We start from the raw sequence: 23,676 nt of genomic DNA, 5'->3' as shown, positions 1-23,676 counted from the left end.
TGGAGGACCGGGGCGTAAACCGCCCTGGGTAGTGAGATGAACCTCTTTCCCGTGTTATCCGCCGCCCTGCAACGCCGGCTGCAAAACATTGCCATGGCGGTTTTTTTACTGGCGCTGCTGGTATTGGCATGCCGGTTGTGGCCTCATTCGCCGCTTTCCCGGGGGCAACCTTTATCGTCGGTCTACTATGACCGGCAGGGTACGCTGATGCGTATCGCCCTCGCCAGCGACGACCGCTACCGTTTATGGACCCCGCTGGAGCGGGTTTCCCCGCTGGCGGTCAAAGGCCTGCTGCTGCATGAGGACCGCTGGTTTTACCTCCACCCCGGCTTCAACCCGTTCAGCCTGGCGCGGGGGTTCTGGCGCAGTTATGTCGCGGGCGGTAAAATGCAGGGCGGCTCGACCATCACCATGCAGCTGGCGCGCATGCGCTGGCATCTCAATACCCGCGCGCCGTCGGGCAAAATCATGCAGGTCCTGCGCGCGGCGCAGCTGGAACTGAGTTACTCCAAACACGATATTCTCGAAGCCTACCTGAACAGCGCCCCCTATGGCCGCAATATAGAGAGCATCGGGGCGGCCAGCCTGATTTATTTCGACAAGGCGCCGCAAGATCTGACCTTGCCGGAAGCGCTGACGCTGGCGGTGCTGCCGCAGTCGCCGCGTTATCGCATCGATGCCGGCGCCGGCGTGCTGGGCGCCTTGCTCTCGCAGGCGCGCAACCGGCTGTTCCAGCGCTGGCAGCGGCACTACGCCACCGACGGCAGCCAGGGCGCGCTGTTCAGGCTGCCGCTGGCGCTGCGCCAGCCCGAGCGGCTGCCGTTTATCGCGCCGCATTTTATCGAGCAGCTGCGCCAGCAAAACCAGCGGTATATCGGCACCGATACCCGCATCGACACCACGCTGGACGCCGGCTTGCAGCGGCTCGTCGAGCGGCAGGTAACCGCGTTTATCACCCGCAACGAGCGCCGGGGCATCCATAATGCCGCCGTGCTGCTGGTGGATACCCGCGATATGGGAATACGCGCGCTGGCCGGGTCGGCGGATTATTACAACCGCGGCATTCAGGGACAGGTGAATGGCACCAACGCCAAACGCTCGCCGGGGTCGGCGCTCAAACCCTTTATTTATGCGCTGGGCTTGGAGCAGGGCGTGCTGCATCCGATGACTATCCTCAAGGATGTGCCCTCGGCGTTTGGCGCCTATGCCCCTGAGAATTTCGACCGCCGCTTTCTCGGCCCGGTCACCGCGACGGATGCCCTGAACTTCAGCCGCAATATTCCCGCCGTGTTCGTCGCTTCGCAGCTCCGGCAGCCGTCGTTTTATCAGTTCCTGCGGCTCTCCGGCATTGCCGATATGTACAGCGAGAACCACTATGGCCTCGCGCTGGTATTGGGCGGGGGCGAGGTGACGATGCAGGAACTGGCAAAACTGTATGCGCTACTGGCGAATCGCGGCGAGCTGCAAGCGTTGCGGATGCAAAAAACCGATCCGCGTTCCGCCCCGGTCAGGTTACTCAGCGCGCAAGCCAGCTTCATCACCCTCGACATGCTGCGCCAACACCGCCGTCCCGGCGATACGCTGGCTCAACAACCCGCATCGTTACCGGTGTACTGGAAAACCGGCACCTCTTGGGGCTTTCGCGATGCGTGGAGCGTCGGGATTTTCGGCCCTTACGTCCTGGTGGTATGGGAAGGGAATTTCGACGGCGCCGGCAATAATGTCTTTGTCGGCGCGCAAGCGGCCGCGCCGCTGTTCTTCAACATAATCGACGGCATTAACGCCAGTTATCCCTCATTACAGGAACCGAAGCAGCCTTTTCCAAAGCAGCTGAAACGGGTCGATATCTGCCTCGCCAGCGGGGATTTACCGACGCCGTGGTGCCGGCAAACAGGCAAAACCTGGTTTATTCCCGGCAAGTCGCCAATCAAGGTCGATACGGTGTATCGTCCGGTGCGGCTGGATAAACTGACCGGCGACGTGGCCTGCCCGCCTTACGATGAAGATAAGACCCGCACCGAGGTGTTTGAGTTCTGGCCGTCGGATCTGGCGAACGTCTTTGCCCAGGCCGGCCTGCCCAAGCGCAAACCGCCGGCGAATCACTGCCAGGATGGCGGCGTGGACGTCAGCGGTAATCCGCCGCGGATTACGTCGCCGTTAAAGAACACGACCTATACCCTGAGGCAATCACAGCCGGGGCGCGACCGGATTTCGTTTAATGCGGTGACGGATGCCGACAGCAACCGGGTGTACTGGTTTGCCGATGATATCTATCTCGGCAGTTCCGCCAGCAAAACGGCCCTTGATTGGCGGCCCATCAACAGCGGGCGCTACCGCATCCGGGCGATCGACGATCGCGGACGCGCCGACAGCCGGTTGGTGAATATTGAGATTGTCGATTAAGGCGGCAAAACACGCGGCGGGTGAGCATACGGCCTGGCTGTTGAGATGGGCGCGCCGGGCCGCGCGATGCCGCAAGGCCCGGAATACCGGCCTGGGTCGGCGTCAATGGAACGCGCACAGATAGCCCCTTTTGCCAAAATACTTGCCATAATAATCTTTTGGATTGGGATGATAACCGATGGCTTTGCCATTCCCCTGCGCGGCACATTCTTTATCGCCCTCATTCTGGTATATTTCCGGAACGGGGCCGAACAGTTTAGCATTATTCCAAAACTGCTTTTGCCCCGGTGGGCTTACCAGCTTTGGCGGCGTCACGGAAGGCTTGGTGCCGGGCGAATTAGCAATATAGGCGCACCCGGAAGCGAGCAGCATAAAACCGGCCAACATTATGGAAAGGGTGGTTTTTGTCATAACAGATACCTGAATAAGCTGTGTATTAAATGTCGCGTAATAGCGATATGTCCAGATGCAACGTGCGATGTCAATTTTATTGCATTGCGTTAATGTGTAAATAAAAAATAATAATCCATTCTTACAATAAATTCAGCGCTGAATAAACACGCGTAATTGAGTGTTGAGATATATTTTCCCGATTAATTCATTATCAATACACTTACAAATTACCGTTCATAATGGGCAGGTGCAATTGCCACTTTTATCATATCCGGTTATTTTTTTACTTTGAGAAAACTCTCAGTAAAGAGTAATAAAAACACCATAAAATTCAAGCGGTAAAAAGAATTAATATATTAACCGATTTAAAATTATCCCGGCGTGATATCCGTTGCGAATATCGGCAATTGCGTTTGTTATCATTTATGTCCCCAGGGTCACGCGCTATAACAACACCGCGGTAAACCTGAAACGGCGCGTTTACCGGCCAAGGGCGGCCAGGGGTGCGACGGCCGCTAGCGCTCGAATGGCGGCCCTCGGCGCCAAAACGGCCATTTATGAATCTGACTCATAGCCACATTATATTTTCATCAGGTTACCCGGGAAGGGTTCAAGGCTAAGATGAGGTTTCTGCCACCTCCCGTATACGCTAAAAAGAACATTATGAAGAAAACAGAAAGACGAGTGCTTATCGCCACAAGTCACAATACCGGGCTGTTATTTATCGTCATCCTGAGTGCTTTAATGGCATTCACCTCGTTGTCGACAGATATTTATTTACCCGCGATGCCGGCCATGTCAGCCGATCTTCGGGGGAGCGCGGAATTGACCATCACCGGTTTTTTAATTGGCTTTACCATAGCACAGCTTATTTGGGGGCCAATAAGCGATCGCCTGGGGCGCCGGGTGCCGTTATTTATCGGGATGGTGCTGTTTACCCTCGGGTCCATAGGCTGCGCCATGTCGCGTGATATTACTCAAATCGTCTTCTGGCGGGTATTCCAGGCGATGGGCGCCTGTATTGGACCGATGCTGGCGCGCGCGATGATCCGGGATTTATTTACCCGCACCCGCGCAGCGCAAATGTTGTCGACGCTGATGATGATTATGGCCATCGCGCCCATAGCAGGTCCGCTGCTCGGCGGACAGATGATCAGGGTGGCGTCCTGGCACGCCATTTTCTGGTTACTGGCCATTATAGGAACGCTGATGTTTATCTCCTTATGGTGGCTGCCGGAAACGCTGCCGCAGGCGCGGCGGATCAACGCCTCACTCGCTGGCGCTTTCGCTAATTATGTTTCTTTGCTGAAGAACAGGACATTCATGCGCTATACGCTGTGCGTGACCTTCTATTATGTTGCCGCGTATGCCTTTATTACCGGTTCGCCGTTTGTCTATATCAGTTATTACCAGGTTGATCCCCAGCATTATGGCTGGCTGTTCGCCATAAACGTGATTGGCCTGATGGCCATCAGCGCCGTCAACCGTAAGCTGGTGCAGCGCCACAAACTGGACACGCTGCTGAAAATAGCCACCTCGATTGCCGCCGCCGCCGCGGTGATATTGGCGCTGGCGACAAAAATGCAGGTGGGCGGTATCGTGCTCATTGTCATCAGCGTGTTTATCTTTTTTTCCATGAACGGGGTTATTGCCGCCACGTCTACCGCCGCGGCAATGGATGACGTGCCGGGAATGGCGGGATCCGCCTCGGCATTAATGGGTTCATTACAGTACGGGAGCGGGATTATTTCATCCCTGTTGCTGGCGTGGCTGAGCGACGGCACGCCCTGGACGATGGCCTGGATCATTGCGCTGTTCACCTCGGCCAGCGCCCTGATGGTGATACGGAAAAGCCCGGGAAGCGCACTATCGTGATAGCGCGCAGCAGAATCGCAAGGCAGGCGTGGGGCGCGTATTGCCATGGCGCGCCGGGAGGCGAGCCATAGTATGGCGGGGCTTACTGCTGATACTGCTCGTCGGTGACTTTTTCCAGCCAGTCGACGGCTTTGCCGTCCAGGGACTCGGCAATGGCGAGATGCGACATGGCGGAGGTGGCCGACGCACCGTGCCAGTGCTTAACGCCGGGCCGTATCCAGATGATATCGCCCTTATTCATGACCTGGGCCGGCTTCCCCCATTCCTGCACCCACCCCTGGCCTGCGGTGACAATCAGCGTCTGGCCCAGCGGATGCGTATGCCAGGCCGTGCGGGCCCCGGGCTGGAACGTGACGGTCGCGCCCCCCACGCGCGCGGGCGGCGTGGCCTGGAATGGCGCGTCGATACTTACCGTGCCGGTAAAATAGCTCTCCGGACCGCTGGCGGCGGGCGTGGAGCCGTGTCTGGTAATATCAATCATGGATGTTTCCTCAGCAAAAGTGGCCGACGGAAGTAGCGCCAACGGTAAGGCGGATATCATCAGTCGATTTATGACTATTTTCTCCAGCATAGATGCCCGACGATAATGACCAGCCTGCTGGTCATTATGATGTGAATAAGGCTGGGAAAAGCGAGAATCCTTTTTCGAGGATGCCACCGCCAGCATAAGGCAAAGATGATTAATGACAATGGGACCATTATTCATAGGACTTATTCATCATGCTCATAAGTGATATCAGTCCTACATTCCCTTTCCTCGCCAGCCCCCCGTCCTTGCATCATAGGTGTCGCCGCTGTGGCGACACCCATTCGCCAATATATCGCGTAAGCTCCATGGCATTATTTTATGCGGCAGCGCCGCCGGAAAGGCACGCTGAAATCATCAATGAGGTTTATTTGAACACTAACCAGACTTCAGGCGGCGCGTTGCGCAAGGCCTGCGTACTCCTGTCTGCCTGCCTTATCGCGGTGGCGAACCCGCTCGCCTTCACCGGGCCGGCCGTGGCCATTCCGACGCTAGGCCGGGCGCTGGAAGGCAGTTCGCTGGAACTCGCCTGGATCTCCAATGCCTTCATGCTCGCCTTTGGCAGCTGCCTGATGGCTGCCGGAGCGCTCGCCGACACCTTTGGACGAAAGAAGATCTTCCTTTGCGGGTCCTGCGCCCTGTGCATCGTTTCGGCCGCGCTTGCCTTCTCGCCAAACCTGTTCACCGCCGATTTGCTGCGCGCCGCCCAGGGCGTCGCGTCGGCGTTAGCGTTCTCCGGCGTGATGGCGGCGCTGGCGCAAGAATTCACCGGTCCCGGCGCCATCAGGGCTTTCAGCGTGGTCGGCACGAGTTTCGGCATCGGCCTGGCCTTCGGGCCGATAAGTTCAGGGCTTATGATTGCTATCTTCGGCTGGCGCTCAATCTTTTTCCTGGCGGCGGTCCTTGCCGGCGCGGCGTTCCTTCTTGGCACCGGCGTGGTGCGGGAATCCCGCGATCCCGACGCCGCAGGCCTCGACTGGAAAGGCGCCGTCAGCTTCACCGCCGCGCTGGCTTTCCTTACCAACGGCATTTTGGTCGCGCCGGCGGCCGGCTGGCTGGCTATGCCGGTCATTGTGTCTTTGGCCGGCGCATTGCTCCTCGGCGCCGTTTTTGTCCTGGTAGAAACCTCCGCGCGGCGGCCGATGCTCGACCTGTCGCTGTTCCGTATTCCGCGTTTCGTCGCTGTACAACTGCTGGCCGCGGCGCCGGCTTACGCTTTTGTGGTCCTGCTGGTGCTGCTTCCCATCCGGCTCGTCGGCATCAATGGCATGAGTGAACTGAAGGTCGGATGGATCATGATGGCGCTTTGCGGTCCGCTCCTGGTCCTGCCGCTCATCGCGGGCCTGCTCACGCGATGGTTATCCTCCGCTGCGCTGTGCGGAACAGGGCTGATGCTGTCGGCCTGCGGTCTCTTATGGCTGGGCCGCTGGGCGGGCGGCGAGGCCGGCCCGGCGCTGATTGCTCCGCTCCTGCTGATCGGCATCGGCATCAGTCTTCCCTGGGGGCTGATGGACGGGCTCGCCCTCAGCGTCGTGCCGCGCGAACGCGCCGGCATGGCGACGGGCATCTTCAACACGACCCGCGTGGCGGGTGAAGGCATCGCGCTCGCGATGGTAAACGCGCTGCTTGTGGCGTTGCTTATCCCCCGGTTTGATTCTTTACTGCCGGAGGCGCCATCATCGGCCAGCGCAGCCGCGCAGCGCCTGGCAGGCGGCGATTTGGCAGGGGCGAATGCCGCCCTCAACGCGTCTTCCCCTGAGGCCCTGACCGCAATTTACCAGAGCGTGTTCAGCCTCCTGCTCGACGTGCTTTCGGCAATCGCGGCAATAACCGCCATCGTCATCTTTATCGCATTGCGGGGCGCGGGACGCACGGCGGAATTGACGCGGTCATCGAACCCGTGACACCGGCGGTATTTTTACCCGTGCTTACGGATGGAGCCGGGCGCCTTTGATTGCCTTATCGACATCCTTGCGCGGGCCACGCACGGCAAGCCCCACTAAATCCGGCCTGTGCGCGTGCTCGGCGCGAAAAACCCTGCGCCCTTCCTCGCCATGGGATTGATCAAACATGGCGTTCACATAGGCGGAACACGTCAGGCCCCTCTCTTGACCAACCCGCAGCGCGCGTAACAGCGTATCCTGCGAAGCCGAAAATACGACTATAGGTTGCCCGAACAGTCGGGTATATTGCCGCTCATCCGCATCGATATATATCGCGCTCATGGCCTCGGGGGAGGCATCGCCAATGCCTGTCGCCAGAAAAGCCGTGACGTTCAGTTTTTTCCAGAGCGGGAGGGGATCCAAAAGTATTATCGCGGTCTTGGTCAGAGGTACCATATCGTCATTCACTATCGCTGGTTGAACATTATTCTGCGGTAATATAATTTTCTCACATAATATTCGGCGCTAGGAAGTGTATAAGGCGAGAGGCGCGAAAATACGAACGCGGTTCGCAGCACATCTGTTTAAGTGTCTTGCCGGACCATGAAATCCTGAATATTCTTCAGCCCTAATAGCCTGTATGCACTTTGGGAACAGGCCTGAAAAAAAACGCAGGGAAATGCGGCCGCAATTTTTTCAATCCGCGTCGTCGCCATCCATTAACGGGCTCGGGCCGCGTTCCAGGTAGGTAGAGAGGGCGATATGGCTATGCGTGGAAGACACGCCCTCTATTTCATGAATCTTGCCAAGCAATGCCTCCAGGGACTGAGTGTCTTGCGTGCGGACCTTGAGCAGGATAGCGCTTTCCCCGGTGACCGTGTGGATTTCCTCGACTTCATTAAAGGCGCGAAATTCTAGAATCCGGCGGGTACTTGTCCAGTTTTTGGTGTCAACGTGCACGAAAGCAAGCAAGGGGCGGCCTAGCTTTTTGCCGTCCAAGAGGGCGACGGTGCCTTTGATGACGCCATCCTGTCTTAGACGCTTGGCCCGCTCGTGGATGGCGGGCGGCGATAAATGCATTAACTGGCCCAGCTCGGCGTAACTTCTCGTTGCGTCCTCCGACAGCAGGGCGAGGAGCTTGCGATCCGCCGCGTCAAGGCGGGAAAAGGCGCTTCTTGCGGTCTGTTTGCTTTTACTCACGTGTTTCCACCCCCGAAAGTATTGACGCTGGTTCGGCATCATAAAACAGCCGGGGAATGAGATAAAGTCATTGCAAGTGACCCCGTCTCATATGAATGCCACATCCCGCGTGTTATCGGTATTGGCCGTTTTGTTACGTTATGCCGGCTGCTTTATTCTTGTTGATCGTTAATACAGCCGGCGGCAGATTTTGCCTCGATGAGTGCGCTTGAATATTCCCCAAGGCAAACAGCGAAAATAAACGTCTCCTTGCCATGATATTAATCCTCCTGGCATACCATAACGGCAAAAAAGGTGTTTTTGCGATTCAATTTGACATTATTGTTAACGCAAGCCTTACGTTATCGCGGCCGGCGTTAGGGTAATATCCACTCTTTCTGAGAATGATTGTTCTCAAAACATAACGATTGAAAGAGTGAACCGATGACGCATCCAAAATTACTGATTATCAGTATGTTTTTGTTGATTGCCGGCTGTGATGACTCGACCTCGCCAACGGCCGGACAACCAGCCGCCATACCGCAAGTCAGTATTGTCACGCTACATACCCAGCCGGTAACACTTACCACCCAATTACCCGGCAGGACCACGGCGGTAAAGGGCGCGGAGGTCCGGCCGCAGGTCGACGGCATTATCCTGAAGCGGCTTTTCACCGAGGGTGCCGAGGTGAAGGCCGGCCAGCCGTTATATCAGATCGACCCCGCCACGTATCAGGCCGCCTATGATAAGGCGCAGGCGACGTTCACCAACGCCGCTGCGCTGGCCAAACGCTACAAGCCGCTGTCGGAAGCCCACGCCGTCAGCGGCCAGGTTTACGACGATGCGGTCGCCGCCGCCAAAGAAGCGGCCGCTGATGTGGAAACCGCGCGGGTCAATCTGAATTACACCCAGGTCAAGGCGCCGATTTCCGGCCATATCGGCCGGTCGATATACACCGAGGGCGCTTTGGTGACCAGCGGGCAGACGAGCTATCTGACCACCATCCAACAGCTGGATCCGATGTACGTCGATATCAGCGAATCCTCTCAGGATCTTTTGCGTTTGCGCCGGGCGCTGGCGCAGGGCCATCTGAAATCGGCCGGCGATAACGCCGCGGCGGTACAACTGACCCTTGAGGACGGCAGCATCTATCAACAGGAGGGCAAGCTGGAGTTTTCTGAAGTGACGGTGGATGAGGGGACGGGATCGGTAACCCTGCGGGCATCGTTCCCCAACCCGCATAACGAACTGCTGCCGGGGATGTTTGTGCATGCGGTCCTGCGCCAGGGCGTGCAGGAGCAGGGCATTCTTATTCCCCAGGAAGCGGTCGGCCATGACGTCAAAGGTAAACCTTACGTCTATGTGGTGAAAACCGATGACACCATCGAACAACGCACTGTCGCCACCGGCGAAATGATCGACGGGGAGTGGCTGGTGGTGCAGGGGCTGCAGGCCGGTGAAAAAGTCGTTACCGACGGGCTCCAGAATATCCGCGCCGGTATCAAGGTTAACGCCAGCGAACGTCGGAACGCCGTCGCCTCAACGGGCAGCAACAACTCTTCGATGACCGATCCGTCGGCACAATAGGGGAAACAAGATGTCGAAGTTTTTTATCGAACGTCCCATTTTTGCCTGGGTCATCGCCATCGTCATTATGCTGGCGGGCGGCTTGTCCATCTTGTCTTTATCGATCAACCAATACCCTAATATCGCGCCTCCGGCTATTTCGGTTTCCGTGACCTATCCTGGCGCAAGCGCGGAAACCACGCAAAAAACCGTGGTGCAGGTTATCGAACAGCAAATGAACGGCCTGGACAACCTCCGTTACCTTGAATCGCAAAGTAACAGCGACGGCAGCGCCACCATTATCGCGACCTTCGATCAAGGCACCGATCCGGATACCGCGCAGGTACAGGTACAAAACAAGGTTTCGCTGGCGGAGTCGCAATTGCCCACCGAGGTGACCACCCAAGGGCTGAGGGTCGCTAAATATCAGGCCAATTTCATGATGGTGGTGAGCCTGATTTCGCAAGACGGCAAATTGAGCGATTCCGATCTGGCCAATCTCCTGGTGTCCAAACTGGAAGACCCCATCGCCCGTACCAAAGGGGTGGGCGACTTTATGGTGATGGGTTCCGAATACGCCATGCGTATCTGGCTGGACCCGGCCAAATTGTATCAATATTCCTTGATCCCAAGCGACGTCAGTACCGCCATTACCCGGCAAAACGTGCAAATTTCTTCCGGTAAACTGGGGGGGCTGCCTTCGGTAAAGAATGCCAAATTCAGCGCCACGATTATCGGTAAAACCCGCCTGGAAAGCGTGAAACAGTTTGAAGATATCCTGCTTAAGGTGAATACCGATGGCTCGCAGGTGCGCTTACGCGATGTCGCCAATATTGATTTGGGGCCGGAAGATTACAGCATTTCGTCAACTTTTAACGGCAAGCCTTCATCCGGGATGGCGTTAAGGCTGGCCAGCGGCGCCAATGTGCTGGATACCGCCAAAGCGGTCAAAGCCACCATCGCCGGTCTGCAGTCTTCCCTGCCGGACAACGTCAGGATCGAATACCCATACGAAACCTCGCCGGTGGTCAGCGCCTCGATAGAAGAGGTGGTCAAAACCTTGTTTGAAGCCATTGTGCTGGTGTTCTGCGTCATGCTGCTGTTTTTACAAAATCTGCGTGCCACGCTCATCACCACCATGGTGGTGCCCGTGGTCCTGCTTGGTACGTTTGGCATACTGGCGGCCTTTGGGTACTCGATCAATACGCTGACCATGTTCGGTATGGTGCTGGCGATAGGCTTGCTGGTGGATGACGCCATCGTGGTGGTGGAAAACGTCGAGCGGGTCATGTCCGAAGAAAAGCTCGGGCCGAAAGACGCCACCATCAAATCCATGGCGCAAATTCAGGGCGCGTTGTTTGGCATCGCCCTGGTGCTGGCGGCGGTGCTGGTCCCGATGGCTTTTTTCAGCGGCTCCACCGGGATTATTTATCGCCAGTTCTCCATCACCATTGTTTCGGCCATGGCGTTGTCGGTGCTGATGGCGCTGATTTTCACGCCGGCATTATGCGCCACCCTGCTCAGGGCCTCGGCGGGAGAGCGATCGCAGCGCGGTTTCTCCGGCTGGTTCAACCGCAAATTTGATTCGGGCACCGTGCATTACACCCGCTATGTCGGCGGCGTTATCTCACGGCGCGGGGTATTTATGCTGGTTTACCTGCTTATTGTGGCGGCCACCGGTTATTTGTTTACCCGTGTTCCCGGGTCCTTTCTGCCGGACGAAGACCAGGGCGTGATGATGATGCAGGTGACCCTGCCGGCCAACGCCTCCGCGCTGCGTACCCAGCAGGTCCTGATGGATATGGAAAACTATCTGCTGGACAAGGAATCCGCCTCGGTGAGTTCGGTATTCGCCGCCAACGGCTTCAGCTTTTCCGGCCGCGGGCAGAACAGCGCCATGGCGTTTGTCAAACTCAAGGACTGGAGCGAGCGCGGCGGCAGCAACCTGTCGGTGCAGGCGCTGGCCGGCCGCGCCATGCAGCACTTCGCCACGTTAAAAGACGGTAAGGCCTTTGCGCTGATCCCACCGGCGGTGATGGAGCTGGGCAACGCGACCGGTTTTGACTTCTACCTGCAGGATAACGCCGGCAAAGGCCATGACGCCTTGATGGCGGCGCGTAATCAGTTCCTGCAACTGGCCGCGCAGGATAAACGCCTGACGGCGGTACGTCCCAACGGGATGGAGGACGAACCGCAGTACCAGCTGCTTATTGATGACGAGCGCGCCAGCGCGCTGGGCCTGAACCTGGACGATATCAACGATACGCTGTCCGCCGCCTGGGGTTCCACCTATGTAAACCAGTTTATGTATGAGGACCGCGTCAAGCAGGTCTACATCCAGGGCAACGCCTCATCGCGCGTGACCCCGGAAGATCTGGATAAATGGTATTTCCGCAACGGCAGCGGCCAGATGGTACCGTTCTCGGCTTTCGGCAGCGGTAAATGGATCTATGGCTCACCCCGCTATGAACGTTTCAACGGCGTCTCGGCGGTGGAGATTATGGGATCGCCGGCAAGCGGGTTGAGTTCGGGCGCCGCGGTTAAGGCGGTCAATGACATCGCCGCCAAATTGCCGCAGGGCTTCAGCGTGCAGTGGCACGGACTGTCTTATGAAGAACAATTGTCCGGCTCGCAGACGCCGGCCCTGTACAGCCTTTCGGTGCTGGTGGTATTCCTTTGCCTCGCCGCCTTGTATGAGAGCTGGTCCATACCTTTTTCGGTGCTGCTGGTGGTACCGCTTGGCGTGTTGGGCACCATCGGCGCGGTATTGCTGCGCGGATTACAAAACGATGTCTTTTTCCAGGTCGGGCTGCTGACCACGGTCGGGCTGGCGGCGAAGAACGCCATCCTGATTGTGGAGTTCGCCAAAGAGCTGCATGAAAAGCAGGGCAAAGATCTGGTCGAGTCTGCCATTGACGCGGCCAGGCTGCGGATCCGCCCCATTATCATGACCTCGATGGCGTTTATCCTCGGCGTTTTGCCATTGACGATTTCCCATGGCGCCGGATCGGGCAGTCAACATTCCATTGGCACCGCCGTGGTGGGCGGCATGCTTACCGCTACCTTCCTGGCCATCTTTTTTGTGCCGATGTTTTATGTCGTCGTGGTCAACCTGTTCACCCGTAAAAACAAAAAAACATCGCAGTCCGAGGCGACCTCTCATGAATAAACGTTATCTGGTTCCGGCTCTTGTGCCTGTTATGATTTCCCTGGCGCTGGCCGGCTGTACCTTGCAGCCGGCGTACCACCGGCCGGCAATGCCGGTGGCCGCGGACTGGGACGCCGCCGGCCAGCGCGGCAAGGCGGCGGACGGCGCGGATATCCGCTGGCAAACATTCTTTACCGACCCGGCCATGCATCAGCTGATCGGCCTGGCGTTAGCCAATAACCGCGATTTGCGGGTAGCGGCGCTGAATGTCGAGACGGCGCGCGCGCAATTCCATATCGACCGGGCCGCGCTGCTGCCCACGGTAGATTTGTCCGCCAGTCAAACGGCGGAACATTTGCCGGGGAACCTGTATTCGACCCAAAGCTCCGGGCCGGTAACCTACCATCAATACGATGCCAGCCTGGGCGTCACTTCCTGGGAGATGGATTTTTTCGGCCGGGTGCGCAGTCTGCGCGACAAAAGTCTGGAAAGCTATCTGTCGACCGAGGCGACGCAGCAGGCGACGCAAATCAGCCTGATTGCCGAAGTGGCGACGGGATATTTGACATTGTGTTCGGACAATGAATTATTACTGTTGGCGCAACAGACCGCCGCCAGCCAGCAACAATCCTATGATTTGACCAAACGCAGCTATGATGCCGGCGTCAGCACCTCGCAGGATTTGGCGCAAGCGGAAACCACGGTGCGCAGCGCCCAGGCCGATGTGGCGCAATATACCCGCCAGGTACGGCAGGATATCAATGCGCTGCGCCTGCTGGCCGGAACCGGGCTGCCCGCCGGTCTGGCCGAGCATGCCCGCCTGAATAAAGAGTGGCGTTTCCCGGCGACACCGGCCGGCCTGCCGTCCGATTTGCTGACGCGGCGGCCGGATATTATTGCCGCCGAACATACCCTGAAAGCGGCTAACGCCAATATCGGCGCGGCGCGGGCGGCATTTTTCCCAAGCATCAGCCTGACGGCGGCGGGCGGATCCTCAAGCAGCAGCCTGGGACATTTGCTGGAAGGCGGGACCGCGGCCTGGTCGTTTGTGCCGACAATCACCCTGCCGATTTTTGATGGCGGCGTGAACCGGGCCAATCTGGATATCGCTAAAACCTCGCAAAAAATCGAGGTGGCGAATTATGAAAAATCCATCCAAACCGCGTTTAAAGAAGTCTCGGACGCCCTGGCCGGCCAGTCGACCTATCAGGACGAACTGGACGCCCGTTCGCTGAATACCGCGGCCAACCAGCGAAACTACGATGCGTCGAATATGCGTTATCGCCAGGGTGTGGATAATTATCTGTCTGTGCTGGTGGCTCAGCGTTCGCTTTATAGCGCGCAACAGTCGCAAATCACGACGCAGCTGGATTTACTGCAGCAACAGATTACCCTGTACAAAGTTCTGGGCGGCGGGTGGCGACAGTAGCCCTGGCGCTTACCGCCCCCGGTCCGCTATCATCGGCGCCTGGCGATTGCCTTTTAGACCGGCTTACCGCTAGATTTATTGCTGGCCCCGGTAAAGGATTAAGATCTGATGGCAACTAAAAACAAACCCCTGGTGCCCGACAGGCAACAGAAAATTGCGGATCGGCGCGATCAGATTATTGCCGCTGCCCGCCTATGCTTTCGTAAACACGGTTTCCATGGCGCCGGTATGGCTGAAATCGCGGCGCAATCCCAGTTGAGCGTCGGCCAGATATACCGCTATTTCACCAATAAAGAGGCGATTATCGAAGAAATCGCGCATCGTATCGTCAAGCATCGGGTGCAACTCATGCTTGATAACGATAACAACCTGGAACATATGGCTTCAGCGCTGGCGGATCACCGGCTTTTGGATGGCGATGAGACGGAAATCAACCAGGCGCTGATGCTGGAGGTCTCGGCGGAAGCGACGCGCAATCCGCGTATTGCCCGCATTCTGCTGGATGTTGATGCCGTACTCTTCCGGGAGGGCTGCAAGATGCTAATGCAGGCCTATCCGGAGATGAGCCATGACGCCGCCGCCAGTCTGGCGGAGCTGATGGCGGTGCTCACCGAGGGAACCATGCTGCGTATCTTGACACAGCAGCGGCAAACCACGCATAAGGGTTTGCAGCAAATCTATCTGAACCTCTTCTCGGCGGTGTTTCCCGCCAGGCCCGAAACCGCTCCCGAGTAATGCATTTGCAAGCAACAGGGCCTGGGAGGCCCGTAGGCGAATGCGCAGGGATAACCCGCGCACGCGCTGACGTGGTCAATCTCCCGACGCGCGGGAGTTGCGCGCATCCACGGCGGTATTGGCGCGATAGAGATAAAGCGCGATGAAAAAGCCCATCGCCGCCGCAATCCCGCCGACCAGAAATAGGCTGCCGTAGCCGGCGCGGTCCGCCAGAAATCCCGCCACAGGCCCCGTTAAGCCATAGGCGAGATCCTGGAAGGCCGCGTACCCGCCCATGGCGCTGCCGCGCAGATGCGGCTCCACGAGATGGACCACTTCACGCCCCATGGCCGGAAAGACCAATGAGCACCCGAGTCCGGTAAGGAATGCGCCGGCAAGGGCGAGGGAGGGATCGTGCGCGCTCCAGATAAGAATCTGGCCGATGGCTTCGATTGCCAGCGATCCAAGCGCCACGGGAAGGCCGCCCATGCGATCGGGCAGATGGCCAAATAGCACGCGGACCAGGACGAATCCGCAGCCGAAAGCCGTCAGGCCCAGCCCGGCGTAATGCCATTCCTGATGCAGGAAATAGAGGGCGAAGAACGCGCCGATAGCGGCAAATCCAATGCCTTGAAGGCAAACGACCACCCCATGCATCCAGATTCTGCCGAGCACGTTCGTAAAGGCGGGGCGTTTGCCGTGCGCAGACGGGGCGACGCCGGCCACGCGCCAGATCGCCAGCAGGCCCAGGGCGCAGAGCAGCGCGCTCACAGCCATGGTGCTGGAAAAGCCAAACCATTTCAGCAGCGCCAGTCCCACCGGGCCGCCGACGGCCAGGGCGCCGTAAATGGCGGCGCCGACCAGGGCCAGTACCTGGCCTGAACGCGCGGGCCCCACCAAACCCACCCCCCATAGGATAATGCCGACGCCGGCCAGGCTTTCGCCCAGGCCGACCAGCAACCGGCCCGCGATAAGAACCAGATACGCAAGCCAGGGGGCGTAGGGCAAAAATCCCGCCCCCGACGAAATGAGCGCCCCGCACGTATAAAAGCCCAGCCCCATCCTGACCGCATACCTGGCGCCACGGCGGTCGGCCAGGTTGCCGGCATAGCCGCGGGTCAATACCGTCGACAGGAAGGCGACGCCAACGCCGAGACCTGCGTAAACATTGCCGAATCCCAGCTTCCCGGTCACGAATATGGGAATGACCGGGAGAGGAATGGCCACGCACAAATAGGAAACAAACAAGATCGCCATCAGCAGCATGAGGCGTTTCTGCGCGGGATCCCGCTTAAGCGTATCAGTCATAATGCATTAATCCCCGCAAAGCGCCACCCCGTGGCGCCGGTAATGAATATTGGCGTAATGGCATCGCCTGAATGAAAAACATGGGAAGTCATGCTCAACCGAGTTTGATGGACAATTCCACGTCTTGGGCGAATGGCGTGGACAGGTAGCCCCCGGCGGGCGAGCGCACGCGCGCCAGATAATCGGGGCTGTAGTCGGTATTGTCGGCGACGATGAGCGCCCCCGGCCGCAGCCGCTTTTCGACCAGGTTAAGGATGTCGCTATAGAGCGACTTGGCGCCATCCAGCAACAGCAGGTCGATGGACGGGGGCAGATCGGCGGCCAGCGTTTTGAGCGCGTCGCCGGCCCTGATCTCCACCAGGTCGATCAGCCCGCCGGCGGTCAGATTCGCGCGCGCCTGCGCCAGCTTAGACGGTTCAAACTCGCTGGTGATAAGCCGGCCGCCGCCGTTGTCGCGCAGCGCCGCCGCCAGGTATAAAGTCGAGATGCCGAACGACGTACCGAACTCCACGATGGTGCGTGCATTGGCGCTGCGCGCCAGCATATAAAGAAGCGTGCCGGTTTCGCGCGAGACCGGCAGCCAGAGGTCTTTCAGGTGCCCATAGAGCGCGAGATAGTCAGTCTTGCTGTGCATAAAGCGTTCGCGTTCTTCGTGCGCCATTGCCGCCCAGGCCGGACTGCGCGCCTCGTCCGCCTGTTTGAACAGGCGATCCAGCAGGGGAGCCAGCGGAGCGGTGGAGAGTGTGGTGATCATAAAAGTGTCCGATAGTGTAGGGCTGATGTTGACCGCCTTGCGGCGGCCGGATAATATGAGTAATTACTCGCGTTTTAGAATACGACTAATTCGTCATGTTTCCTATTCGCATTCACCTTCACGTTGCCAGGGCCCCCATGACCCATCGCCGAAACCCGCAGATTTCCTCACGAAAAATACCCCAGCAGGCGCGTTCGGCAGAGCTTGTGGCCGCGATTCTCGAAGCGGCTACTCAGGTTTTAAAGGAAGAGGGCGCGCCGCGGTTCACCACCGCGCGGGTTGCCGAAAGGGCCGGTGTGAGCATTGGATCGGTGTATCAGTATTTCCCGAATAAGGCGTCGATCCTTTTTCGTCTCCAAAGCGATGAATGGCGGCAAACTACGGAATTACTGCGGCGCATCCTTGACGATGGCGGGACACCGCCGCTGGAGCGTTTGCGCATATTAGCGCACGCCTTTATTCGCTCCGAATGCGAGGAGGCCGAGATGCGCGTGGCGCTCAATGATGCCGCACCCCTCTATCGGGATGTCCCCGAGGCGCAGGAGGCCCAGGCGGCGATCGACCAGACTGTGCAAGCCTTTATGCGGGAGGTGCTGCCCAACGCGTCGCTAACAACCCGGGCATTGGCAAGCGACCTGATCATGACGACCCTCAGTACCGTGGGGAAACATTTTTCCGCGGGTCCCCGTACCGCCGCCGAGATCACCGCCTATTCCGACGCCATGGCGGATATGTTCTGCGCCTATCTCGAAGGGATTGGCCATCGTTGAACCGGGCGTTTTTAACCGGGTTTTAGCGTGATTCAAATCGCAATTTTGTTATAAAGAGCGGGAAAATTAATTTGTAATCGATTACTTTTGTGCAAACACGTTTTGTAATCGATTACTTTTTAAGGCGAGGCAACTCATGATGTCAACACTGGAAAGCAGTGAAGTCAGCCAAGTACAGCATCGGTTCCTGATACCGCGGCTGTCCCTGATGATGTTTTTACAATTTTTTATCTGGGGAAGTTGGTCGGTTACCCTGGGGCTGGTGATGGCGCATCACAATATGTCATTGCTGATTGGCGACGCGTTCTCGGCGGGGCCCATCGCTTCGATTTTGTCCCCGTTTGTGCTGGGCATGCTGGTCGATCGCTTTTTTGCTTCCCAGAAAGTCATGGCGGTGATGAATCTGGCCGGCGCGGCGATCCTCTGGTTCGTGCCGCAGGCATTGATCGATGGCAACGGCACGCTGCTTATTGCCCTGCTGTTCGGCTATACGCTCTGTTTTATGCCGACGCTGGCGTTGGGCAACAATATTGCCTTCCACAGCCTGAAAAATGTCGATAAAAGCTTCCCGGTGGTGCGCGTATTCGGCACCATCGGTTGGATAGTCGCGGGCATATTCATTGGTGTTACCGGCGTGTCGGCCAGCGTGAATATTTTCTGGGTGGCGGGCATCTGCTCGGTATTGCTGGCGGTTTACAGCCTGACGTTGCCCCATACGCCGGCACCGGCCAAAGGGCAGCCGCTGGCGCTGCGCGATCTGTTCTGCGCCGATGCGTTCGCGCTGCTGAAAATCCGCCATTTCTTTGTTTTCTCGCTCTGCGCCATGCTGATTTCCGTACCGCTGGGCACCTACTATGCCTATACGGCGTCATATCTTGCCGATGTCGGCATCAGCGATGTCAGCACCGCCATGTCCTTCGGCCAGATGTCTGAAATCTTTTTTATGCTGGTCATCCCCCTGCTGTTCCGCCGGCTGGGCGTCAAATACATGCTGCTGATCGGCATGCTGGCCTGGTTCGTCCGCTACGCCTTTTTCGCGCTGGGCGTCAGTGAGGAAGGCCGGTTCCTGCTGTATCTCGGCATTTTGCTGCACGGCGTGTGTTACGACTTTTTCTTTGTCGTCGGTTTTATCTATACCGACCGCGTCGCCGGCGCAAAGGTCAAAGGGCAGGCGCAGAGCATGATCGTCATGTTTACCTATGGCATCGGCATGCTGCTGGGTTCGCAGATTTCCGGCGCGCTTTACAACCGCCTGGTGGCGGGACAGACAGTGCCGCAGGCGTGGGTCACCTTTTGGTGGATCCCGGCGGTGTCCGCCGCCGTTATCGCGGTAATTTTCTTCTTTTACTTTAAATATAAAGAGCCAGAGCATGTTTGAGTTTGGGAGATGTAATGAAAACGATTAAAGGTCCGGGCATTTTTTTGTCCCAGTTTATCGGGAAGCAACCCCCGTTTAATACGCTTGACGGGCTGGCGCAGTGGGCCGCCTCGCTGGGATATACCGCCTTGCAGATCCCTTGTAATCACAAGGCGATATTTGACCTGGAAAAAGCCGCCGCCAGCCAGATCTATTGCGATGAAATCCTGGAAACACTGGCTGGCCACGGACTGACCATTAGCGAGCTTTCCACCCACCTCGAGGGGCAGCTTATCGCCGTCCACCCCGCCTATGACCTGGCGTTCGATGGCTTTGCTCCTGTTACCGTCAGGGGAAACCCGGGGGCGCGCCGGGCATGGGCGACCCAGGCGTTGGAACAGGCGGCCGCCGCGTCCGCAAAGCTGGGATTAACGGCGCACGCCACCTTTTCCGGCTCGCTGGCCTGGCCGTATTTCTATCCCTGGCCGCCGCATAACCAGACGCTGCTGGACGAGGCGTTTAATGAACTGGCGCTGCGCTGGCGGCCGATACTGGACTGTTTTGACCAGAACGGGGTTGATGTATGTTTTGAGATCCATCCGGGCGAGGACCTGCACGACGGCGCCACGTTCGAACGTTTCCTGGCGCTGGTGGATAACCATCCGCGCTGTAATATCCTGTTCGATCCCAGCCATCTGCATCTGCAGCATATGGACTATCTGGCATTTATCGATCGGTATCACTCGCGCATCAAAGCCTTCCATGTCAAGGATGCGGAATTTGCGGCCAGCGGGCGCAGCGGTGTTTACGGCGGCTATCAGAACTGGATGGACAGGCCGGGGCGTTTCCGCTCTCCGGGCGACGGTCAGATTGATTTTAAAGCAATATTCAGCAAGCTGTCCCAGTATGACTTCGACGGCTGGGCGGTGTTGGAATGGGAATGCTGCCTGAAGGACGGCGAAACCGGCGCCCGTGAAGGCGGCGACTTTATCCGCCGCCATATTATTCCGGTCGCCGCCCGGGCTTTTGATGATTTTGCCGCCGGCAATGAGGACCGCGCAGACGCGCGCCGTATGCTGGGGCTGGGGGAGAATGCTACTCATGATTAAAGTCGGTATCGCCGGCACGGGTTTTATCGGCCCTGCCCATATTGAAGCCATCCGCCGGCTGGGATTTGTCGAGGTGGTGGCGCTGTGCGATACGCCGCTGGCCGCCGCCAAGGCCAAAGCGGCGCAGCTGAATGTTCCTTATGCTTACGGCGACATTGATGACTTGCTGGCCCATCCTGGACTCGATGTGGTGCATAACTGTACGCCCAACCATTTGCATGCCGACATCAACCGCAAAATCCTGCGCGCCGGCAAACATGTTTTCTCGGAAAAACCCTTGTGCCTGACCGCCCTTGAGGCGGGCGAACTGGTCGCCATGGCCGAGCAGGCAGGGGTGGTGCACGGCGTCAGTTTCGTCTACCGGCAGTTCGCCATGGTGCAGCAGGCCGCCAGTATGCTGCGCCACGGGCGCTTGGGCCGGTTGTTTTCGGCGCACGGCAGCTACCTGCAGGACTGGATGCTGCTGGAGACCGATTACAACTGGCGCGTGGACGCCGCCCTTGGGGGCAGCTCCCGCGCCGTGGCGGATATCGGCTCGCACTGGTGCGACACGGTGCAGTTTGTCACCGGCCGGCGGATTACCGCGGTCATGGCGGATTTATCCACCGTCTGGCCAACACGTAAAGCCAATATGCGGGGCAATTCGACGTTTTCCGCCGGGCAACAGGACGCGCGTTACGAAGACCGCCCGGTTACCACGGAAGATATGGGGTTTGTCCTGTTCCGCTTTGACGACGGTAGCAAAGGCTGTTTCAGTGTGTCGCAGGTCAGCGCGGGCAGAAAAAACCGGCTGAGTTTTGAGGTGAACGGCAGCGATGCTTCCGTCGCCTGGGATCAGGAAACGCCGCAGCAATTGTGGATAGGGCATCGAACGGCGGCCAACCAGTTGCTCTGCGACGATCCGGGGCTGATGAACGCCGACGTGGCGCGCAGTGCGCACTTCCCCGGAGGGCACATTGAAGGCTGGCCGGATGCGTTCAAGAACATGATGCTGCAATTTTATACCGCCGTGCGCGACGGCCGGGCGCCGGCGAAGGGCTGCAGCCCGTTCGCCACCTTTTATGAGGGTGCCGGCGTGATGCGCGTTATCGATGCCATCGTGCAAAGCCACCGGCAGCAGGGCTGGGTTACCGTCGCCGATTGAGAACGGACGCCCGGCGCGCAGACAGAAACGCCGGGCTTTGATTCATGCCGCAAGTAAACTGTGGTAGCCTCTGGTAATAGGGTGATGACCGCAGGATGTGTTGTCGTAATGTCGATTCAGAAAATAGCTAAACTGGCGGGAGTCTCGGTGGCGACGGTGTCCCGGGTGCTGAATAACAGTGATACCGTGAAAGTCCATAACCGCGAGCGCGTTTTGGCGGCTATCCGCGCCAGCAATTACCAGCCCAACCTGCTGGCCCGTCAACTGAGAACCGCCAGAAGCTCCATGATCCTGGTGATGGTCTCGAATATCGCCAATCCCTTCTGTGCCGTGGTGGTGAAAGGGATTGAAGAAGAAGCGGAAAAAAACGGCTATCGTATCCTGCTATGCAACTCGAATTCGGACATCGAACGGTCAAAATCAAGCCTGGGATTGCTTTCGGGCAAAATGGTCGATGGCATTATTACCATGGATGCGTTTTCAACCTTGCCCGAGCTCAGCGCCATGATTGGCCAGACGCCGTGGGTACAGTGCGCGGAGTATGCCGATGCCGGCAACGTTTCCTGCGTCGGTATCAATGATACCGACGCGGCAGAGCATGCCGTCCGGCATTTGCTGAAACGCGGATGCCGTCGTATTGCGCTTATCAATCACGATCTCAGCTACAAATATGCCCAGCTCAGAGAGCGGGGCTATAAAACGATACTGCGCCGGCAGGCCCCCGGTTATGAAGCCATTGCGTATGCCAGCGACCTGAGCAGCAGGGCGGGCAAGGCGGCGATGGAAACATTGCTGGATGCGGATCCGCGCCCGGATGCGGTGTTTGCCGTATCCGATACGCTGGCGGCGGGCGCCATGCGCGCCATTGAAGCCGCCGGACTGTCCATTCCGCGCGATATCGCGGTAGTCGGTTTTGACGGTTCTGAACTGGCCGAGATGGTGTCGCCCCAGCTCACCACCATTGAGCAGCCGTCGCGGGAAATAGGCCGCCAGGCCGTTTCCCTGCTGCTTAAAAAAATTGATAACCCGGACGCCCCGGCGGAACGCGTGATGTTGAACTGGCATTTTATTGCACGGGCCAGCGCTTAATCCTGCTCCCGATAACCCGCTAAGGTAGGGCGGCAGGATAGGCTATGACTGCGAGGCATAAAAAGAGAGATGCCGGGCCAGTGCGTTGATCTCGTTATCAAAAACCTTGCTGTTTTCGTCAATGACCAGATAAAGGGCGGTTGAGCGTGTCTGGCCATACATCAGCGGTAAGGGGACAAGTTCACCGGACTGAAGCTGTTTTTTAATATGCTCAACGGGTAACCAGCCATAGCCGATGCCATGGACTACCGCGTCTATGGCGGATTCAATGGTGGTGAATGTCCAACTGTCCGTCACGGAAACGGCTTCTTTTGGCGGCGCATCCTGACTGATATGGGTCAGTTCAATACGCGGCCATGAGGCCAGGGCGTTGTCCATGATCGGGTAGGGCTGCGACAGTAACGGATGGGACGCATTGACCACCGCCATAAAGGTGAGTTCAATAAGTTTGTTACCTGTGGCCGTCAGATCGTCACGCCAGGTCACCAGGTAGAGATCCGCCTGGCGGGCTATCAGCTGCTCGGTGGTCTCGCTGCGAAGCACTTCCATCAGGTCGATGCAAATAGCCGGGTACTGGCGCTGAAAGGCGCGCATTGCCCCGAAGAGATGATGTTTGGGGAAAATACTGTCAACAGCCATGCGCACGCGCATCTTGTCGCCTTGTTTTAGCATTAAGGCGCGTTTTTCCAGCGCGTAAAACGACCGCAACAAGGGTTTCGCCTGCTCAAGCAGGCAGAAGCCTTCCTTGGTCAGCTCCGCCTTACGCCCGTTGAGGGTCAACAGGGGAAGCCCCAGGCGTTCCTGCAATAAACCGACTTTATAACTTATGGCCGACTGGCTGCGGTTGAATTTTTCGGCCGCCTTGGCAAAGCTGCCTTCTTGCACAATGGATTGTAATAATTCCCATTGCTCCAGGGTGGTTTTTAATGCCATAACCAATCCAAAATTTCGTTTAATATGTTCTGATAATACGTTTTTTAATCTAACAATAAAATGTTTATAGTATAAAAAAACGGATGAGGAAAAGGG

Annotated in this window: 19 protein-coding genes; 12 read left to right on the top strand and 7 right to left on the bottom strand. The window is 57.8% G+C overall.

The window, feature by feature from the left end; genetic code table 11:
- Positions 1 to 36 precede the first annotated feature (36 nt).
- Positions 37 to 2,403, top strand: coding sequence for a penicillin-binding protein 1C (pbpC, locus tag ACL2XQ_RS16115; RefSeq protein WP_413739431.1), 2,367 nt, complete (start codon positions 37 to 39; stop codon positions 2,401 to 2,403).
- Between the two features lie 102 nt (positions 2,404 to 2,505).
- Here the strand turns inward: pbpC and ACL2XQ_RS16110 are convergent, their stop codons facing one another.
- Positions 2,506 to 2,814, bottom strand: a complete 309-nt coding sequence (locus tag ACL2XQ_RS16110) for a hypothetical protein (protein ID WP_413739430.1) — start codon at positions 2,812 to 2,814, stop codon at positions 2,506 to 2,508.
- A gap of 645 nt (positions 2,815 to 3,459) precedes the next feature.
- Between ACL2XQ_RS16110 and ACL2XQ_RS16105 the strand changes: the two genes are divergently transcribed.
- Positions 3,460 to 4,671 (top strand): multidrug effflux MFS transporter, encoded by a 1,212-nt coding sequence (locus ACL2XQ_RS16105; protein WP_410014522.1) that lies wholly within the window; start codon positions 3,460 to 3,462, stop codon positions 4,669 to 4,671.
- Between the two features lie 82 nt (positions 4,672 to 4,753).
- On the opposite strand, the gene ACL2XQ_RS16100 is transcribed toward ACL2XQ_RS16105, so the two are convergent.
- Positions 4,754 to 5,149, bottom strand: coding sequence for a cupin domain-containing protein (locus ACL2XQ_RS16100; RefSeq protein WP_410016785.1), 396 nt, complete (start codon positions 5,147 to 5,149; stop codon positions 4,754 to 4,756).
- 356 nt (positions 5,150 to 5,505) lie between these two features.
- Here ACL2XQ_RS16100 and ACL2XQ_RS16095 point away from each other — a divergent pair, with 356 nt between their 5' ends.
- The gene (locus ACL2XQ_RS16095; RefSeq protein ID WP_413739429.1) at positions 5,506 to 7,101 is read left to right on the top strand and encodes an MFS transporter; all 1,596 of its coding nucleotides are present in this window, start codon (positions 5,506 to 5,508) and stop codon (positions 7,099 to 7,101) included.
- A 24-nt stretch (positions 7,102 to 7,125) separates the two neighbouring features.
- On the opposite strand, the gene ACL2XQ_RS16090 is transcribed toward ACL2XQ_RS16095, so the two are convergent.
- Both ACL2XQ_RS16090 and ACL2XQ_RS16085 read right to left on the bottom strand, forming a co-directional pair.
- Positions 7,126 to 7,548, bottom strand: coding sequence for a DUF2000 family protein (locus ACL2XQ_RS16090; protein ID WP_413739428.1), 423 nt, complete (start codon positions 7,546 to 7,548; stop codon positions 7,126 to 7,128).
- Between the two features lie 228 nt (positions 7,549 to 7,776).
- A complete protein-coding gene (locus ACL2XQ_RS16085; protein ID WP_413728101.1) occupies positions 7,777 to 8,280 on the bottom strand; it encodes an Lrp/AsnC family transcriptional regulator in 504 nt (167 codons plus the stop codon).
- A gap of 423 nt (positions 8,281 to 8,703) precedes the next feature.
- Between ACL2XQ_RS16085 and ACL2XQ_RS16080 the strand changes: the two genes are divergently transcribed.
- From ACL2XQ_RS16080 to ACL2XQ_RS16065, 4 genes are all read left to right on the top strand, one after another.
- On the top strand, positions 8,704 to 9,846 hold the full coding sequence (locus tag ACL2XQ_RS16080) for an efflux RND transporter periplasmic adaptor subunit (RefSeq protein WP_413739427.1): 1,143 nt from the start codon (positions 8,704 to 8,706) through the stop codon (positions 9,844 to 9,846).
- 10 nt (positions 9,847 to 9,856) lie between these two features.
- The gene (locus ACL2XQ_RS16075; RefSeq protein WP_413739426.1) at positions 9,857 to 12,994 is read left to right on the top strand and encodes an efflux RND transporter permease subunit; all 3,138 of its coding nucleotides are present in this window, start codon (positions 9,857 to 9,859) and stop codon (positions 12,992 to 12,994) included.
- The gene (locus ACL2XQ_RS16070) at positions 12,987 to 14,402 is read left to right on the top strand and encodes an efflux transporter outer membrane subunit (RefSeq protein ID WP_413723151.1); all 1,416 of its coding nucleotides are present in this window, start codon (positions 12,987 to 12,989) and stop codon (positions 14,400 to 14,402) included. The genes ACL2XQ_RS16075 and ACL2XQ_RS16070 overlap by 8 nt, the downstream gene beginning before the upstream one ends.
- A gap of 108 nt (positions 14,403 to 14,510) precedes the next feature.
- Entirely contained in the window at positions 14,511 to 15,137 is a 627-nt protein-coding gene (locus ACL2XQ_RS16065; protein WP_410014528.1) for a TetR/AcrR family transcriptional regulator, read from the top strand.
- Positions 15,138 to 15,212: 75 nt separating this feature from the next.
- On the opposite strand, the gene ACL2XQ_RS16060 is transcribed toward ACL2XQ_RS16065, so the two are convergent.
- Positions 15,213 to 16,424 (bottom strand): MFS transporter, encoded by a 1,212-nt coding sequence (locus ACL2XQ_RS16060; protein ID WP_413723150.1) that lies wholly within the window; start codon positions 16,422 to 16,424, stop codon positions 15,213 to 15,215.
- Positions 16,425 to 16,518: 94 nt separating this feature from the next.
- A complete protein-coding gene (locus ACL2XQ_RS16055; RefSeq protein WP_413723149.1) occupies positions 16,519 to 17,178 on the bottom strand; it encodes an O-methyltransferase in 660 nt (219 codons plus the stop codon).
- A 137-nt stretch (positions 17,179 to 17,315) separates the two neighbouring features.
- Between ACL2XQ_RS16055 and ACL2XQ_RS16050 the strand changes: the two genes are divergently transcribed.
- From ACL2XQ_RS16050 to ACL2XQ_RS16030, 5 genes are all read left to right on the top strand, one after another.
- Positions 17,316 to 17,948 carry a TetR family transcriptional regulator gene (locus ACL2XQ_RS16050; protein ID WP_413729892.1) on the top strand — a complete coding sequence of 211 codons (633 nt, stop codon included), beginning with the start codon at positions 17,316 to 17,318 and terminating at the stop codon, positions 17,946 to 17,948.
- Between the two features lie 136 nt (positions 17,949 to 18,084).
- A complete protein-coding gene (locus ACL2XQ_RS16045) occupies positions 18,085 to 19,326 on the top strand; it encodes an MFS transporter (RefSeq protein ID WP_413723148.1) in 1,242 nt (413 codons plus the stop codon).
- 14 nt (positions 19,327 to 19,340) lie between these two features.
- Positions 19,341 to 20,414 (top strand): sugar phosphate isomerase/epimerase family protein, encoded by a 1,074-nt coding sequence (locus ACL2XQ_RS16040; RefSeq protein ID WP_413739425.1) that lies wholly within the window; start codon positions 19,341 to 19,343, stop codon positions 20,412 to 20,414.
- Positions 20,407 to 21,558, top strand: coding sequence for a Gfo/Idh/MocA family protein (locus ACL2XQ_RS16035; protein ID WP_413739423.1), 1,152 nt, complete (start codon positions 20,407 to 20,409; stop codon positions 21,556 to 21,558). Before ACL2XQ_RS16040 ends, ACL2XQ_RS16035 begins: the two co-directional genes overlap by 8 nt.
- A 108-nt stretch (positions 21,559 to 21,666) precedes the next feature.
- Positions 21,667 to 22,647, top strand: a complete 981-nt coding sequence (locus tag ACL2XQ_RS16030) for a LacI family DNA-binding transcriptional regulator (protein ID WP_410014535.1) — start codon at positions 21,667 to 21,669, stop codon at positions 22,645 to 22,647.
- 42 nt (positions 22,648 to 22,689) lie between these two features.
- On the opposite strand, the gene ACL2XQ_RS16025 is transcribed toward ACL2XQ_RS16030, so the two are convergent.
- Positions 22,690 to 23,580, bottom strand: coding sequence for a LysR family transcriptional regulator (locus ACL2XQ_RS16025; protein WP_413723144.1), 891 nt, complete (start codon positions 23,578 to 23,580; stop codon positions 22,690 to 22,692).
- Positions 23,581 to 23,676 lie beyond the last annotated feature (96 nt).

The sequence above is a fragment of the Sodalis sp. RH14 genome (assembly GCF_047324285.1).
Taxonomy (GTDB): domain Bacteria; phylum Pseudomonadota; class Gammaproteobacteria; order Enterobacterales; family Enterobacteriaceae; genus Acerihabitans.
The sequence above is the reverse complement of the archived record's forward strand: the minus strand, read 5'-3'. Positions and strand labels throughout refer to the sequence as shown.